The organism is Faecalicatena orotica (genome assembly GCF_003149245.1).
GTDB classification, from domain to species: domain Bacteria; phylum Bacillota; class Clostridia; order Lachnospirales; family Lachnospiraceae; genus Faecalicatena_A; species Faecalicatena_A orotica.
In genome coordinates this window covers 1-15,566 of sequence record NZ_QGDL01000025.1, presented here as the reverse complement: position 1 = coordinate 15,566, position 15,566 = coordinate 1, and the positions used below count along the sequence as shown (strand labels likewise).

17 protein-coding genes and 1 pseudogene are annotated in these 15,566 nt (G+C 44.6%); 2 read left to right on the top strand and 16 right to left on the bottom strand.

The genetic code is table 11. From position 1 onward, the window contains the following. Positions 1-313: 313 nt before the first annotated feature. The 5 genes from A8806_RS25345 to rplM all read right to left on the bottom strand — a co-directional run bounded on the left by A8806_RS25345 (position 314) and on the right by rplM (position 2,755). Positions 314-1,006: a response regulator transcription factor gene (locus A8806_RS25345; protein WP_109733946.1), complete on the bottom strand. Its 693-nt coding sequence runs from the start codon at positions 1,004-1,006 to the stop codon at positions 314-316. A 210-nt stretch (positions 1,007-1,216) separates the two neighbouring features. Continuing rightward, positions 1,217-1,492: a DUF2442 domain-containing protein gene (locus A8806_RS25340; RefSeq protein ID WP_109733945.1), complete on the bottom strand. Its 276-nt coding sequence runs from the start codon at positions 1,490-1,492 to the stop codon at positions 1,217-1,219. An 11-nt stretch (positions 1,493-1,503) separates the two neighbouring features. Beyond that, a complete protein-coding gene (locus A8806_RS25335) occupies positions 1,504-1,764 on the bottom strand; it encodes a DUF4160 domain-containing protein (RefSeq protein ID WP_109733944.1) in 261 nt (86 codons plus the stop codon). Positions 1,765-1,907: 143 nt separating this feature from the next. Then, positions 1,908-2,300 (bottom strand): 30S ribosomal protein S9, encoded by a 393-nt coding sequence (gene rpsI / locus A8806_RS25330; protein WP_109733943.1) that lies wholly within the window; start codon positions 2,298-2,300, stop codon positions 1,908-1,910. A gap of 26 nt (positions 2,301-2,326) precedes the next feature. Further along, complete coding sequence (gene rplM / locus A8806_RS25325; protein WP_109733942.1) at positions 2,327-2,755, bottom strand: 50S ribosomal protein L13; 429 nt, start codon at positions 2,753-2,755, stop codon at positions 2,327-2,329. Positions 2,756-3,039: 284 nt separating this feature from the next. On the opposite strand from rplM, the gene A8806_RS25320 reads away from it, so the two are divergent. Beyond that, positions 3,040-4,350, top strand: a complete 1,311-nt coding sequence (locus A8806_RS25320) for an alpha-amylase family glycosyl hydrolase (protein ID WP_109733941.1) — start codon at positions 3,040-3,042, stop codon at positions 4,348-4,350. 54 nt (positions 4,351-4,404) lie between these two features. Here A8806_RS25320 and A8806_RS25315 read toward each other — a convergent pair whose 3' ends face one another. The 11 genes and pseudogenes from A8806_RS25315 to nagB all read right to left on the bottom strand — a co-directional run bounded on the left by A8806_RS25315 (position 4,405) and on the right by nagB (position 14,917). Beyond that, positions 4,405-5,508, bottom strand: coding sequence for an aldo/keto reductase (locus A8806_RS25315; RefSeq protein ID WP_109733940.1), 1,104 nt, complete (start codon positions 5,506-5,508; stop codon positions 4,405-4,407). Positions 5,509-5,694: 186 nt separating this feature from the next. Then, entirely contained in the window at positions 5,695-6,201 is a 507-nt protein-coding gene (locus tag A8806_RS25310) for a flavin reductase family protein (protein ID WP_109733939.1), read from the bottom strand. Positions 6,202-6,309: 108 nt separating this feature from the next. Continuing rightward, positions 6,310-7,533, bottom strand: a complete 1,224-nt coding sequence (tyrS, locus tag A8806_RS25305; RefSeq protein ID WP_109733963.1) for a tyrosine--tRNA ligase — start codon at positions 7,531-7,533, stop codon at positions 6,310-6,312. Between the two features lie 180 nt (positions 7,534-7,713). Beyond that, the gene (locus A8806_RS26800) at positions 7,714-7,839 is read right to left on the bottom strand and encodes a hypothetical protein (RefSeq protein WP_278321142.1); all 126 of its coding nucleotides are present in this window, start codon (positions 7,837-7,839) and stop codon (positions 7,714-7,716) included. A gap of 196 nt (positions 7,840-8,035) precedes the next feature. Continuing rightward, positions 8,036-8,780, bottom strand: a pseudogene (locus A8806_RS25300) (copper homeostasis protein CutC). Positions 8,781-8,858: 78 nt separating this feature from the next. Continuing rightward, positions 8,859-10,298 carry an N-acetylglucosamine-specific PTS transporter subunit IIBC gene (nagE, locus tag A8806_RS25295; RefSeq protein WP_109733938.1) on the bottom strand — a complete coding sequence of 480 codons (1,440 nt, stop codon included), beginning with the start codon at positions 10,296-10,298 and terminating at the stop codon, positions 8,859-8,861. Between the two features lie 93 nt (positions 10,299-10,391). After that, a complete protein-coding gene (locus A8806_RS25290) occupies positions 10,392-10,877 on the bottom strand; it encodes a PTS sugar transporter subunit IIA (protein ID WP_109733937.1) in 486 nt (161 codons plus the stop codon). Between the two features lie 14 nt (positions 10,878-10,891). Further along, the gene (gene licT, locus A8806_RS25285) at positions 10,892-11,734 is read right to left on the bottom strand and encodes a BglG family transcription antiterminator LicT (RefSeq protein ID WP_109733936.1); all 843 of its coding nucleotides are present in this window, start codon (positions 11,732-11,734) and stop codon (positions 10,892-10,894) included. A gap of 246 nt (positions 11,735-11,980) precedes the next feature. Then, positions 11,981-13,018 carry a hypothetical protein gene (locus A8806_RS25280; RefSeq protein WP_109733935.1) on the bottom strand — a complete coding sequence of 346 codons (1,038 nt, stop codon included), beginning with the start codon at positions 13,016-13,018 and terminating at the stop codon, positions 11,981-11,983. Further along, positions 13,015-14,133 (bottom strand): N-acetylglucosamine-6-phosphate deacetylase, encoded by a 1,119-nt coding sequence (gene nagA / locus A8806_RS25275; RefSeq protein WP_109733934.1) that lies wholly within the window; start codon positions 14,131-14,133, stop codon positions 13,015-13,017. Before nagA ends, A8806_RS25280 begins: the two co-directional genes overlap by 4 nt. 52 nt (positions 14,134-14,185) lie before the next feature. After that, positions 14,186-14,917, bottom strand: coding sequence for a glucosamine-6-phosphate deaminase (gene nagB / locus A8806_RS25270; protein WP_109733933.1), 732 nt, complete (start codon positions 14,915-14,917; stop codon positions 14,186-14,188). Positions 14,918-15,373: 456 nt separating this feature from the next. On the opposite strand from nagB, the gene A8806_RS25265 reads away from it, so the two are divergent. Then, on the top strand, positions 15,374-15,566 hold a 193-nt coding region (locus tag A8806_RS25265; RefSeq protein ID WP_146203302.1), incomplete at its 3' end, for a helix-turn-helix domain-containing protein.

The following is a 15,566-nucleotide window of genomic DNA, read 5'->3' as shown; positions in this document are numbered from 1 at the left end:
GTCTGTCTGTCTGTCTGTCTGTCTGTCTGTCTGTCTGTCTGTCTGTCTGTCTGTCTGTCTGTCTGTCTGTCTGTCTGTCTGTCTGTCTGTCTGTCAAAGTATATGCGATTTTTTATCATTGTCAAGACCCTTTCGTAATTTTTATTTTTTTTTAATAAATTTAATAAAATAAGTTATAAAAAAATAAAACAGAAGGCCCGAAATAGCTTTCTGTTCAATTACTCCATTTATTTCCCTTATTCTACCACAAAAGACACAAAAAAGTGTGAAGGTTGAAAAGTTTATACCTTCACACTTTTTGCACTGTTCTTTTTTACTTCACATGTCCGAACCGATATCCCACCCCGCGCACTGTTTCGATTGTGTAGCCGCTGCCCTGAAGTCTTACACGCACACGGGATAAATGGCTTTTTATGACGCGGGCATCATGGATAACAGGCAAATTCCAGACAGCTTCATATAAAGCTTCTTTAGAAAATGTAGTACCCTCATTTTGTATCAGAAACCGCAGCAGCGCAAATTCCTTGGCATTAAATAGCAGGTCAGTCCCGTTCAAATAAGCTCTTCCTGACACCATCTCCAGCGTAAGCGGCCCCCGTACGAGAGTTTTCGCCTGCTCTGCCGCCCTCTGGTTCATGCGCGCGAGCCGGAGATGAGACTTGACACGGGCCACAAATTGCTCCATGTCATAAGGTTTTGTAATATAATCGCTGCCACCTGCCGCCAGCCCCTCTACGATCTCATGATTTTCATCTAAAGCGGTAAGGAACAACACCGGAGAGACTGTAAAATCCTGTACCTCCCGGCAGAAATCAAGGCCACTGCCATCAGGCAGCATAATGTCCAGCACCAACACATCAGGGGACTGCCCGGCCAGCTTTTGCCGCGCCTCACAAAGACTTTCAGCACAAAGCACCGTGAATCCCTCTTTCTCCAGGATACGTCTGTTGATGCGCAGTATCTCTTTGTCGTCCTCTACAAGGAGGACAATCCCATTGTCATCCATTTCCAGCCCTCCCCATGTTCCGATAAGATTTATATATAGATTATATACGATTATTTGTACTGTATCAAGTACGGCTGGTGCTGGAGCGTGTTTGATAGTTCCCCACATATTCTGATAACTTTCCGGGACGCAAAAGCACTCGAAAACATTGTGTTTCCAAGGGTTCTGATAATTCTTTTATATACAGGCATACTATCTTCTATCCATATATTAAGCTATCTTTTCTTTCACAAACGGTAATTCGTATAATGTGTCTGGGTCAATATCCAAGCACATTGTATTATCCCGGTTCCCACAAATATCCCATGCAAGAGTATCATTCATCACCGTGCAGGTATCTGTAAAAACATCAATATCTTTCAGTGGACGAAATGCCTCTTTCTCAATCATTTTAGACATATCATAGCATACAATTTTTCCATCTTCAAAATATACATAAACTGAGTAATCTTTCATTGGTATCACCTGTACTACCTTTGGAAACATATCACCACCCCCTAAACCAAAGGATTAATTCTATTCATGGGTTTCCCGTCTTTCGATAATTCCCAATTCTGCATCAATTCATCCTGATGCAAAACACACCATGCTAAAATTAGCTTTAATTGTTTTGACGGCAAGGCGCCTTTTATTACTCTTACTCCATCTATCTCCACTATTGCTTTATGTCCATTGTACTCTGCATGAAAATGCGGTGGATTGTGATCATCATAATACATTGTTACCCTAATTCCATAAAATAATGCTATTTCCGGCATTATACATTCCTCCTCATTCCATTCTTTAACATATATTCTTAACAATATATCTTTGACAATATAAGTATACCACAGCAATCACTTCAAAAAAACCCACAAACTTGATGTCTGTGGGTTTCCATACAATAAATATATGCAATTTCCTATCTCTTGCTGAACTGCGGTGCTCTACGAGCTGCTTTGAGACCGTATTTCTTACGTTCTTTCATACGTGGATCACGTGTAAGGTATCCTGCTGTCTTCAGAGTAGGTCTGTATTCAGCATCTGCCTCAAGAAGTGCCCTTGAGATTCCGTGACGGATTGCTCCTGCCTGTCCTGTATATCCACCGCCGTGTACGTTAACCAGTACGTCAAATTTATCAACTGTACCAGTAGCAACGAGTGGCTGGCGGACAACAACCTTCAATGTCTCCAGTCCTAAATACTCATCAATGTCTCTTTTATTTATAGTGATTTTACCTGTTCCAGGTACAAGATATACTCTTGCGATAGATTTTTTTCTTCTTCCTGTTCCGTAATATTTTGCGTTAGCCACAGTAATGTCCTCCTTTCAACCTTTCCTTAAAATGTTAATACTTCTGGTTTCTGAGCCTGCTGTTTGTGCTCTGGTCCAGCGTATACATGAAGTTTCGTAAGCATTTCTCTTCCTAAAGGTCCTTTTGGAAGCATTCCTTTAACTGCTAATTCAACTACCATCTCCGGCTTCTTAGCCATCATCTCTGCCAGTGTAGTCTCTCTCATACCTCCTACATAGTCAGAGTGATTGTAGTAGATCTTCTGCTGTAACTTCTTGCCTGTTACTTTTACTTTCTCTGCATTAACTACTACTACGTAATCTCCTGTATCAACATGTGGTGTGAATTCTGGCTTGTTCTTTCCTCTCAGAACTTTTGCGATCTCTGAAGAGAGACGTCCTAATGTACATCCTTCAGCGTCAACCACATACCATTTTCTTTCAATCTTGTCTGGGTTAGCCATATAAGTTTTCATGGGTGTTCCTCCTAATAATAATCATCATATAACTTGCTTTGCTTTTATATGAAATCAGCGCACTCCGGGGCTTTGGTGTATGCTGTTTCTCCTTTTGTCATGCTGTACTATTATAGTATGTACGAATCCAATTGTCAACATATTTTTCAGCATCCGGACATTTTTTTCGGTTCGCGGGGTCTTTCAAGGCTCTTATATTTATGTTATACTTTAAAAGTATTTCCAGTTTTACTAATTAAATATGGAACTTTAACAATTACCTTATTAGAAAGCAGGTGGAACTTATGTGGGCTTATAATGAAACTTTCTATCAGATATATCCTATTGGATTTTGTGATGCCCCGGTTCATAACGACGGAGTGACAGTACCCAGAATACGGAAGATTGCAGGCTGGAGCGAATATCTCCAGAAACTTGGGATTGGTTCTATTATCCTGAACCCGATCTTTGATTCTGACAATCACGGTTATGATACCAGGGATTTCAAGAAGATTGACTGCCGTCTCGGAACAAATGAAGATTTTAAATATGTATGTGATACGCTGCATTCCCACGATGTCAAGATTATGCTGGATGGTGTTTTTAACCACGTAGGGCGCGGGTTCTGGGCTTTTCAGGACGTACAGGAGAAGAAATGGGATTCACCTTACAAGGACTGGTTCCGTATCAATTTCGATGGAAACAGCGGTTATAACGATGGCTTCTGGTATGAAGGCTGGGAGGGGCATTATGAACTTGTCAAACTGAACCTCCAGAATCCTGCTGTCGTGGATTATCTGCTGGAGTGCGTCCGTTTCTGGATTGAGGAATTCGGTATCGATGGTCTGCGTCTGGATGTTGCTTACAGTCTGGATCATAATTTTATGAAGCGTTTACGCCGGTACTGTGAGGAATTGAAGCCCGGGTTTGCATTGATCGGGGAAGTTCTTTTCGGTGATTACAACATTATCGTCAATGATGAGATGCTTCACAGCTGTACGAATTATGAATGCTACAAAGGGATATTTTCCAGTTTTAACAGCATGAACCTGTTTGAGATTGCACACTCTCTAAACCGCCAGTACGGACCTGAGCAGTGGTGTATTTACCGCGGCAAGCATCTGATGAATTTCGTAGATAATCATGATGTTACCAGAATCGCAAGCATTCTCACGAACAAGGAGCATCTGCCTCTGGCTTATGGCATATTGTTTGGCATGCCCGGCATCCCATGTATTTATTATGGAAGTGAGTGGGGTGAGGAGGGCGTCAAGGCACCGGATAATGATTACGCGCTGCGCCCGGCCTTTGAGGATCCAAAACCGAATGAACTGACTGCGTTTATTACACAGCTGATAGCGGTCCGCCGTGAAAGCGACGCACTCTGCAACGGCGGCTACCATAATGTAGTCATCACCAACCACCAGCTCATTTTCGAGCGGAAAAGTGACAAAGAAAAAGTATTGGTTGCAATCAATGCATCTGACTCTGAATTCACTGCTAATAATGACGAACTTCAGGGCGATTATACTGACATGATCACACAAAAAGAAGGCACACTGAGCGGGCAGCTCGATATGCCTCCATATAGCGTACAGTTCTTGTCTATTTCTTAACAAGCAGCTTCAAAGGGGTCAGACCCCTTTGAAAATGTGCAGTTACACTTTCATTTATAGTTCTCCGATTTCTTTCAGCCGGTCTACGATCGGCAGATGCTGGGTGCACTGCTTCTCGCATTTTTTGCAGGCAATGCATTCCAGCACTTTCTCTTTCGGGATATCCCAGTGGTTGTCAAGGCGGTCCGGTATGGCCTTTTTATTTCCCGTCAGTATGTACTGGTTATATGCATCCATGTATTTTGGAATTTCGATTTCTTTCGGGCATCCTTTGCAGTACGCACAGCCTGTACAGAGATTATTCAGAGATTCTCCTCTCCCCTCATATTGTCTTATGATTTCCTCTGCCGGGCGTTCTTCCAGATTCTCTACAGCTTTTACTGCATCGTCCACATGTTCTTTTGTCGTACATCCTGCCAGTGTAATAGTTATTTCCCTGTGGGATGCGACAAACCTCAATGCTGCCTGTGCTACGTTGAGGTCAGTTCCCTCTGTAAGGTATGTAAATGCCTCCGGATTGTTTGGAATCATTCCCCCGCCGAGCGGATTCATGACGACAACGCCCATTCCTTCTTTATACGCCTTTTCAATACCGCTCTGACGGAAACGGTAATTAAGGGCATTATAGCCGATCAGCATGCCTCTGAATTTCCCAGTCTCCACAACAGTCTCAATGTCATTGCCCTGCATATGGGAGGAAAATACAATATTGCGGATAAGGCCTTCTTTTTTAGCCTCCTCGAAGAATCCATACAGGACCTCCATATGTCTCTCCCATGACTGCAGATCCAGCATACACCACATATGATAAAAGTCTATGTAATCTGTTTTCAGTCTGTCAAGTGACATCTCCAGTCTTTTTCTGAAATCATCTCTGGTCGGGTTCTCTCCTATTGTATTAAAGTTCGTCTTAGAGGTAATATATACATCGTTCCTCTTCACCTGTGAAAGCGCAATTCCTGTGATAATCTCACTTTTATCATCGCAGTAGCCGGGAGCAGTATCCCAGTAATTGATGCCATTCTCCAAGGCATACAGCGGTATCTCCGCACACTTTTCGAATCTCCCCGCACTGACATCGTCGGCATCGTAGCGCATCGTCCCCAGGCCAATGGCGGACACCTTCATCCCTGTATTTCCATACTCTTTATAATACATAGAAGTTCCTCCTTCATGATTCTTTTCTTACATAATCTGTTTCACACTATTATATCACCTGTGCTTCACTTTATCACCTGTTTACTGTTATTTTTATGCAGAAAGCCTCCATTTTATTGATGTTCGCCAGCACAGGGGCCAAAGATGAAATTTGCCGGAAGCCCTGTCTGGCCTCCGGCAAAATAACTATTCTTTTACAAGAACTTTTACAATCTCTGCCATATACATGGTATGGTAATCCTTCTGGGGATAGCACTTTTCATCGTTTTCTTTTTCATCAAAATGTTCTGCAGCCATATCCTGATGATACTGTTTCTTACACACCAGTATCATATTTGCTTCTTCGAAAGCAGTCGTTCCGTCTACATAATATGGTGTCAGACCTGCCTCCGCTTCCTTATCGCAGTCGCGGCCGGACTTGCTTCCGCAGATGCCAAGTGCTTTTTTGTAGGCCTCATCGTAAAAGGAAAGTGTAAATGTGTCATTGGCATCCACAAATTCCTTTGTGTATCTCTGCGGACGGATATAAACGCTGACTACGTTCTTTCCCCACATGACACCAACGCCGCCCCAGCTTGCCGTCATTGTATTATGGCTGGTCTCATCTCCTGCCGTTACGAGCATCCATTCTTTTCCGATCTTGGTAAACGGATTAAACTGAAGTTCTTCCACAGATATTTCTTTAAATCCCATATTCATTTCCTCCTGTTTCATTAAACGAATCTTCCGGGAAAGTACTATGTTTTAACTGCTTTTGCACCATTCCGGACATCCGCTATAATAAAGTTACTATACCTGACTCTATTTTATCACAACTTTACGGAAATTTTTCTTACCTTTTTTCAAAACAGCACCGTCCCCGGTAAAGGAATCTCTTGCAAATGCCGCATGGATATCTGACACTTTTTCTCCGTCCACAGCGACGCCGCCCTGCTCTACGGCACGTCTTGCCTCTGATTTAGAAGGAACGAGCCCGCTCTTTAAAAGAAGTGTCAGGATGTCAATGGAACCGTCTGTCATATCGTCGTCTGTCAGCTCTGCCGTAGGCATTTCTGCAGCATTTCCCTGACTGAACAGTGCTCTTGCACTCTCCTGTGCTTTCTTCGCTTCTTCCTCTCCGTGAACCATCTGGGTCAGTTCATATGCCAGAATTTCTTTCGCTTTGTTCAGCTGGCTTCCCTCCCAGTTATCCATCTCATTAATCTCTTCCAGAGGAAGGAAGGTCAGCATACGGATACATTTCAGGACGTCTGCATCTCCGATGTTTCTCCAGTACTGGTAAAAGTCAAAAGGTGATGTCTTCTCAGGATCAAGCCACACTGCACCAGACTGTGTCTTTCCCATCTTCTTTCCTTCTGAATTCAGGAGAAGGGTAATTGTCATGGCGCTTGCATCTTTTCCAAGCTTTCTGCGGATCAGCTCCGTTCCGGCAAGCATGTTGCCCCACTGGTCATCACCGCCGAACTGCAGGTTACAGCCATAGTTCTGGTATAATGCGTAAAAGTCGTATGCCTGCATGATCATGTAATTAAACTCAAGGAAGGTCAGTCCCTTTTCCATCCTCTGCTTGTAGCATTCGGCTGAAAGCATACGGTTCACGCTGAAATGGGAACCAACTTCACGCAGAACATCGACATAATTCAGATCCAGCAGCCAGTCAGCATTGTTGACCATAAGCGCCTTGCCTTCTGAAAAATCGATAAAATTGCTCATCTGCTTTTTGAAGCAGTCACAGTTGTGCTGTATTGTCTCCATCGTCATCATCTGGCGCATATCAGATCTCCCTGAAGGGTCACCGATCATACCTGTTCCCCCGCCAATCAGCGCGATTGGCTTATTCCCCGCCATCTGAAGACGCTTCATCAGGCACAGTGCCATGAAATGTCCTACATGGAGGCTGTCCGCTGTCGGGTCAAACCCGATATAGAATGTCGCCTTCCCGTTATTGATTAAATCAGCAATCAGCTTTTCGTCTGTGACCTGGGCAATCAGCCCTCTGGCCTGTAATTCTTCGTAGAGTGTCATTGTCTTCATCCTTCTTTCTTTTCCTATTTTTTCATATCTGCATGCAAAAAGAGCCCCTATCCTGAAAGGACGAGGGCTCATAAACTCGTGGTACCACCTTCATTCGCAGACAATTCGCACCGTCTGCCTCAGTGAGTGTATCTGGCAGGTAAACACGGGACATAAACCGCTTTATCATGCTTAATCACTCAGTACGTTAACGTGTACCATTCCGTCACAGCCTACTTGCTTCCTGCCGGCCTGTAAGGACCGCCGTCCGGCGTTCGGTGTGAAGCTTGGAGATGTATTCGTAAATAACCGTGTCATGCGCCTCTCATCAGCCGGCTGCTTTCTGTTTTCTCCGCATTATTACTACTTGTTCTCTTCAACGCTTTTCCAGTATTCAATCTTTCAATCCGGCATCTGAATCTGCCTGTGGATTGATGCATCCTATATATGGCTGCTTACGCTGAAATCTTATCTTATTCCCTGCTTTTTGTCAAGGAGTAAAATCAAAATTTTTTTACAACTCACCCAATACCCGCACGGCCTCTTTTATGTTCTCCGCCGAAGTCTCCCATATCTCATATTCGCTGAAACCGGGAAATCCCATGCTGACGCCGTCTCTGCGAAATTCCATTCTGCTGTCCCTGACAATTTTTCCAGACATATGGCAGGCAGTCACACCGGTATATGGCACGAGTTCTCTGATTACTTCCGGACTGATTCCGGCGCCGGCCATAATCTCTATCCGCCCGTCACTCTCATTCACGAGACTTTTCAGCAGGTCGCGGCCCTCCCACGCACTGTTTTTCATTCCGCTTGTCAGTATGGTCTTAAGCCCCAGAGAAACAGCCTGTTCCAGAGTCACAAACGGGTCCCAGCTGACATCAAAGGCGCGGTGGAGTGCAACATCCATCTTCCCTGCCGTGTCAGCCAGTGCCTTCATCTGCTGCATATTCAGTGTCCCGTCAGGAGTCAGGATTCCGGTGACAAGCCCGTCTGCGCCCAGTTCCCTGTACATCTGGGTGTCTTCCTGCATCATGGCGAATTCATAATCATCATAACAGAAATCACCGAACCGCGGCCGCAGAAGCACCCTGATCTTCAGGTCAGTATACTTTCTCACCTGCTGAAACAAAGCCTTCCCCGGGGATGTCCCCCCCTATAATCAGGTTCCCGCATAATTCTACCCGGTCTGCCCCGCCTTTCTGCGCCTCTATCGCTGACTGTACACTGTCAACGCATGCTTCCAGTATATATTTCATTTCCTGCTCCTTACTCCGTGATTCCAAAAAGACCGCTTAACGCGGTCTTTTCAGAAAAGGGATTATATTTGGCTCTGTTTATTTACAGAGTTTTTTAAATTCGTCAGCAACAAACTGAACTTTCGTTCCAATGATGACCTGTACAGCTGTCTTGCTAGGTCTGATAACGCCTGCAACACCTGCTGATTTGATCTTCTTTTCATTTACTGCTGTGTAATCTTTGATTTCAAGACGAAGTCTTGTAATACAGTTGTCAACACTTGTAACATTTTCTTTACCGCCGACACCTTCCAGAATGATCTCAGCGATTGCTGTGAAATCATCATTTGCCAACTGTACCTGTGTTTCATCCATATCATCATCTTCTCTACCCGGTGTCTTCAGGTTGAATTTAACAATAACGAATCTGAATATGACATAGTAAATAATTCCAACTACGATACCAATCGGAATCAAAAGCAGTGGGTTCTCTGCAAACGGAGCCTTGAAACTCAGGATCCAGTCAACAAGACCTGCACTGAAGTTGAAACCAGCCCTCACAGGCAGGATTGCCACAACTGCCATTGAAATACCTGTCAGTACTGCATGGATACCGTAAAGTGCCGGAGCAAGGAACATGAATGAGAATTCCAGAGGCTCTGTAACACCGTTGAAGAATGATGCAATCGCTGCTGAGAATAACAGACCTGCTGCAATTTTCTTCTTGTTGTCTTTTGCTGTATGGTACATTGCCAGCGCTGCTGCCGGAAGACCAAACATCATTACCGGGAAGAATCCGGACATGTACATACCTGTCTGTCCAAGGATACCGCCGTCCATGTTGCCCCAGAATTTACCGATATCATTGATACCTGCAACGTCGAACCAGAATACGGAGTTCAGTGCGTGGTGCAGACCGAACGGAATCAGGAGTCTGTTAAAGAATCCGTATAATCCAGCTCCGATCGCGCCGAGGTTCATGATCATCTCGCCAAATGAGGTCAGTGCTTTGTAAATAACCGGCCAAGCGAAGAACAGAACTAAAGATGATACGATGGATGCTCCTGCTGTTACAATCGCAACACATCTCTTTCCACTGAAGAATGAGAATGCATCCGGAAGCTTCGTACTCTTGAACTTGTTATAGCAGCCAGCTGCGATAATACCGCAGAGGATACCGATAAACTGTGTCTGGATCTTTGAGAATGCAGGGTCAACTGCATCTACTTCGATCTTTAAGAGCATTGAAACAACTGCAGGTGACAGAATCGTTGTAGTCATCAGCCATGATACAAGTCCTGCGAGTCCTGCCGTACCGTCATTGTCATCTGCCATACCTACCGCTACACCGATTGCAAACAAAATCGGCATCTGGTCAATCAGAACACCACCTGCTTTGAGCAGAAATGCTGCAATTATACTATTGGCACCCCATCCTGTCGGGTCAATCCAGTAACCTATACCCTGTAAAATAGCTGCAACCGGGAGACAAGCAACCGGGAGCATCAAGGATTTACCTAATCTTTGTAAATATTTCATATTTTTCCTCCTTCTCGAATCCTTTTGACTATTAATCCCTTTATTTATTTTAAACCGGTACACTGCCGGCTAAAATACATTGAACCAGTAACCTTATTTCTCTTCCACAGAAAGTACATCATCCCCGGCAGTTACTTCCTTACCGGCCATTGCTTCCACAGCGGCATAGTCTCCTGTATTGCAGATCAGCATTGGAGTTATGATATCATATCCGGCCGCTTTCACTTTTTCCAGGTCAACGGTCAGAAGAAGGTCGCCTTTTTTCACCTTATCTCCTGCCTTCACGTGTCCTTCAAAACCTTCCCCGTTCATCTTTACGGTATCCAGTCCTACATGGATCAGCACTTCTGCGCCGTAATCAGTCGTCATGCTCACTGCATGGAGCGTATCAAATACCATTCCAATCTCACCGTCTGCCGGTGCATAAATCTTTCCCTCTGACGGAATGACAGCGACTCCTTTTCCCAGAATCTCCTCACTGAAAGTCGGGTCGTTTACCTCTTTGATTGATACCGCCTTTCCTGCTGCCGGTGCCCCGAGCAGATGTTTTTTGCTTTTTTTCTTTAAAAAATCGAACATGTCTTCTCCTCCTTTTATTTTTCGTTCTCCACCATTGTCACTCTCCGGATATGAATCGAGAGATACATGATCTCTTCCCCGGATATCTTACTATTAGTAGCATCCTCTATATATTTTGCCACCTGTCTGCTGCATGCATACTCTTTCGGATATTTCATCTGCATCATCTCGGCGAGTTCATTCTCCTCATTCGGAAGAAGCTCCTTCCGGTACACTCTCTGGAGCAGGAACTTCACATGTGTCACAAACCGCTCATAATGCAGGGAACCTTCATCGAATTCGATTCCCAGCTCACTCTTTACAATATCCAGAATGTCTTTCATCAGATTCGGGAAATTCAGTGCATCCCGGATATCAGTCCCATACTCCGCATTCACGAAATGAAGTGCTATAAATCCTGCCTCATCATCCGGAAGCGCGATGTGCAGCCTCTCCCAGATAATATCAACCGCATATTTCCCTAACTGGTACTCCTGCTGGTAAAAACGCTTTATCTCCCAGAGAAGTGCATTCTCCGGTTTAATCCCCTGACTGTACCTCTCAATCGCAAAATTAATATGGTCTGTCAGGGTCACATATATGCTCTGGTTCAGCTTCAGCTTTAAATGGCTCTTCGCATAAGAAATGATATCATTAGATATCTGCGCATGTTCCAGAGGCATATTCGCCAGCAGTTCTTTGAACTGCTCCGCCAGACTCTGGCTCTTGATCTTGAAGATCTTTTCAATCTTCTGCTGTGCCACTTCTCTTCCCGGCTTTGTCCCGAAGCCGATGCCGCGTCCCATGATCACAACTTCCCTGCCTGTTTCGTCGAAGGCTGAAACTATGTTATTGTTTATAATCTTTTCAATTACCATAATTATCCTTTATTCCTATGAAATAAAAAAACCAAATCCTATAAGCATGGCGTAGTACGCCTTGCTTATAAAATCTGGTTTTGCCTGCCTTACAGTAACAATCCATTGGTATTAACTTGATGAATAGACTATAACAAAATTAGTGTCCAAAGTCAACCTCTATCAGCGAAACAGTTTATAATTTGGTTATAATGTTTATTTTTTTTTAATATTTTCGTACAATATTACCAAATTACTCATACAGATCTAGTATTCAAAATATTCCACAAACTTCAGGTGGTTCTTTGCCTCCTGCTGGGTCAGGTACTGCTGCCCTCCCAGGTCACTGCCTTTGGCAGCGCTGGCATCCACGTAGATGGTCTGTCCGTTCATCTGGATGGCACAGAATACATACCCTTCCTGATTCATACTGCTCTTTCCCCATATCCCGAGCACGATATGTGACTCCATGCCCGCACGGCCGCACAGCTCTGACAGAATCTTCGCATATCCCAGTGAGGTCGCCTTATGTTCCGTTACAGCCGACAGATTGTTGTATATATACGCTCCTTCAAATACATCCTCCATACTGGAGAAATCCAGTGCGTCCTCACCGATGCCCACAGCTACGGACATATTCTCATCCAGCCATTTCAGGAAATAATCCACAGCCTTTTTCTCACCGTAATCTGGCGGAAGCTTCTCCATAATCTGAGAGAGTATTTCTTCAGTCTCATTCTGGACTTTTACAATCCCTTCCACTTTGTCTCCGGAATTTCCTGCCAGTCCGTCCTGAATCTCAGACAGGTTCTTCACGGTGCCGTCTTTGTCATAATCACCGGCTTCATTGATTCCTTCCGCACAGGAAAGGAACAGGATGGCCTTTGTTATCTTCTTTTCTTTGATAGTCGTCAGGTCCGTATTTTTATACTTCACATAGACATCATCTTCTGTCATCGGAATATCATAAAATCCGTAAAAATAATTGTATCCCTCATCTTCCAATGCAGTCGTAACACGGAGATATTCAGGTCCGCTCATGGCTTCCGGGAATTCTACAACCCCGCCCTCCATGTTGTCGAGCCTGCTCTTCATCATGTCATAAACCGCGGCTTCCTTCCGGGTGAGCTGGTCGTAATAAAACGTTGATACAACCACCTCACCCTTCCTCGGCTCATCTTTCAGCTTCGTAGCCGTCGCACTGGACAGCGTCGCCTGACGCTGCCAGTATGCCAGCGTACAAAGAAGGATAACCGCCAGTCCGATTATAAAGACTGCTTTTTGATGTTTTCGGACAAAATTCATGCTTGTTTTCTCCCATTTACATAAACAGCTTTCACATTCAGTTCTTTATCCAAAAGAACGAGGTCCGCTGCTTTTCCTGGTGTAATACTTCCGCAGGAATCGTAAATTCCGATTTCCTTCGCAGGATTCATGGTCGCACATGCAACGGCATCCTCGAGCGGAATCTCCATCTGCTCCACTGCCACTTTCAGGCAGCCCATCAGGTTCGTTGCAGAGCCGGCGATCGTGCCGTCTTTCAGTGTAGCCTTTGCTCCCTTTACAAATACATCCTGGCCGCCAAGCGTATACTGGCCGTCAGTCAGCCCTGTCGCACGCATACTGTCGCTGATCAGGATGACCCTGTCTGCTCCAAACATAGCAAATGTAGCGCGTACAACAGACGGATGGATGTGGATGCCATCACAGATCAGCTCTACATGGCAGTCCTCATCATCCCGTGCCGCCCCGATAACGCCCGGATCACGGTGGTTAAGAGGGGGCATTGCATTATATAAGTGCGTAATATGGCTTGCACCTTTCATAAGCGCCTCGGACGCTGTATCGTAATCTGCCGTCGTATGTGCGATTGAGATCACGGTTTCATCTTTTACTTCCTCGATAAACTCCATTGCACCTTCATTCTCCGGTGCAATGTCTACCAGCTTAATCAAGCCGCCGGACTCCTCCTGAAGTTTGCGATAGAGTGCAGTGTCACAATTGCGGATATGATCAGCCGCCTGGGCACCTTTTTTCTTGGCGCTGATAAATGGACCTTCCATATTGATGCCGACCAGTTTTGCACCGCTGCCGCCTTCATATGCCGCCGCCGTCTTCATGATCTCATGAAGCTCAGCCTCAGGGAGTGTCATTGTTGCCGGACATATGGAGGTCACACCGATAGACGCCTCATATTCTGCCATATGTTTGACAGCGTCAAGACTGGCATCGCAGAAATCATCCCCGACACAGCCGTGGAAATGAATGTCCACGAGTCCCGGAATGGCAAAACAGCCTTCTCCGTCAATCACTTCATTGTCATTTTCCGCCGAAGCTGCAAAAACATCTCCGCTGATCACTACCTCACCGGGAGTAAATGTCTTGTCTTCTCCGAAAACCTGTACATTTTTAATTATCATAATTCAAAAACCTTCTTTCTATCCCTGAAGCAGTTCTATGACTTATGCCAGACTATCTCGGGATTTTTGATAATGCTGCTGCATCAGCAACAATCGTTACATCAGGATGCATCTGCAGGATGGATGCCGGAACCGCCGGTGTCACATCGCCGAAGAATGCCTTTGCCACGATATCGGCCTTATCTTCTCCGCTGACAACCAAAAGAACCTTTTTAGCCCGCATAATTGTCCCAATACCCATAGTATACGCCTGTCTCGGAACATCATCCGCTGACGCAAAGAATCTTTTATTTGCCTCGATCGTACTCTCTGTCAGATTTACACAGTGAGTTATTTTGTCAAACACTTCCGCCGGCTCATTAAATCCAATGTGGCCATTGTGGCCCAGTCCGAGAAGCTGGAGGTCAACGCCGCCTAATGATGCGATCAGTTCTTCATATCCCGCACATTCTTTGTCAGAATCAGGCTCCATCCCGTTCGGCACATTTGTGCGCTCTGCATTGATGTTCACCCGGTCAAACAGGTGCTCATGCATAAAATAGTAGTAGCTCTGGTCATTCTCGCGGTCCAGTCCTTTATATTCATCCAGATTTACAGTGGAAATTCCTGAAAAATCAAGGTCTCCCTGCTCATACATCTCTACCAGCCGGTCATATGTACCAATTGGTGAAGATCCTGTTGCAAGCCCCAATACACAATCAGGTTTCATAGTAACCTGTGCTGCAATCAGATTCGCTGCCTTTCTGCTCATGTCTGCGTAATCCTTTGTTTCGATGATTCTCATAGTTTTTTTCCTCCACTATCACTTATTTTTTACCTCATTGCTGGCTTTATTATATACCGGGCGGTACACTTTCCACAAGTCAGTTATCGGAAAAAGACACACGGGTTATCATTTAGAAAGTTCTTTCATACAGCAAAACCAAATTCTGCCAAAAAGGAATAAAAAAACCAGACTCCCAGAGTATAGAGAAACCCTCTATACCCGGAAAATCTGGTTTTGCCTTCTTGGAGTAACAACCCAGTCTCTTAAATTATTTTAATAGTAGCAAACTGCTGACAAAATGTCAAGGGAAGCCGGAAAATATTTATTTACCGTAAATTATTTTTCTAAATCCTACCCTGTTCATCCTATGTAGGACTTAGTCTTGGATAAGTAGGGTTTACTCTTGCATATGATTCCTTCTAGCGGTATAGTTCTATCAGTTGTCCAAACCGGCGGCATAAGGAGGATAACACTATGTCAAAACTTATACCAGGGAATCATAAACATCTTACAATCGAGGACCGTCGCTATATTGAACAATCTCTAGATGAAAGCAAGTCTTTTCGTGAGATTTCCAAGTACCTTTGTAAGGACCCGTCCACCATATCCGATGAAGTCTTTAAAAATCGGGTTGCTAACACTTGGAATAAAGGCAGCTTCAACAACC

Excerpts from the sequence above, each read along its gene's own strand:
- A8806_RS25345 (WP_109733946.1), bottom strand. The coding sequence starts at position 1,006 with ATGGATGACAATGGGATTGTCCTCCTTGTAGAGGACGACAAAGAGATA.
- A8806_RS25340 (WP_109733945.1), bottom strand. The coding sequence starts at position 1,492 with ATGTTTCCAAAGGTAGTACAGGTGATACCAATGAAAGATTACTCAGTT.
- A8806_RS25335 (WP_109733944.1), bottom strand. The coding sequence starts at position 1,764 with ATGCCGGAAATAGCATTATTTTATGGAATTAGGGTAACAATGTATTAT.
- rplM (WP_109733942.1), bottom strand. The coding sequence starts at position 2,755 with ATGAAAACTTATATGGCTAACCCAGACAAGATTGAAAGAAAATGGTAT.
- A8806_RS25320 (WP_109733941.1), top strand. The coding sequence starts at position 3,040 with ATGTGGGCTTATAATGAAACTTTCTATCAGATATATCCTATTGGATTT.
- A8806_RS25315 (WP_109733940.1), bottom strand. The coding sequence starts at position 5,508 with ATGTATTATAAAGAGTATGGAAATACAGGGATGAAGGTGTCCGCCATT.
- A8806_RS25310 (WP_109733939.1), bottom strand. The coding sequence starts at position 6,201 with ATGGGATTTAAAGAAATATCTGTGGAAGAACTTCAGTTTAATCCGTTT.
- tyrS (WP_109733963.1), bottom strand. The coding sequence starts at position 7,533 with ATGACACTCTACGAAGAATTACAGGCCAGAGGGCTGATTGCCCAGGTC.
- A8806_RS26800 (WP_278321142.1), bottom strand. The coding sequence starts at position 7,839 with ATGACACGGTTATTTACGAATACATCTCCAAGCTTCACACCGAACGCC.
- nagE (WP_109733938.1), bottom strand. The coding sequence starts at position 10,298 with ATGAAATATTTACAAAGATTAGGTAAATCCTTGATGCTCCCGGTTGCT.
- A8806_RS25290 (WP_109733937.1), bottom strand. The coding sequence starts at position 10,877 with ATGTTCGATTTTTTAAAGAAAAAAAGCAAAAAACATCTGCTCGGGGCA.
- licT (WP_109733936.1), bottom strand. The coding sequence starts at position 11,734 with ATGGTAATTGAAAAGATTATAAACAATAACATAGTTTCAGCCTTCGAC.
- A8806_RS25280 (WP_109733935.1), bottom strand. The coding sequence starts at position 13,018 with ATGAATTTTGTCCGAAAACATCAAAAAGCAGTCTTTATAATCGGACTG.
- nagA (WP_109733934.1), bottom strand. The coding sequence starts at position 14,133 with ATGATAATTAAAAATGTACAGGTTTTCGGAGAAGACAAGACATTTACT.
- nagB (WP_109733933.1), bottom strand. The coding sequence starts at position 14,917 with ATGAGAATCATCGAAACAAAGGATTACGCAGACATGAGCAGAAAGGCA.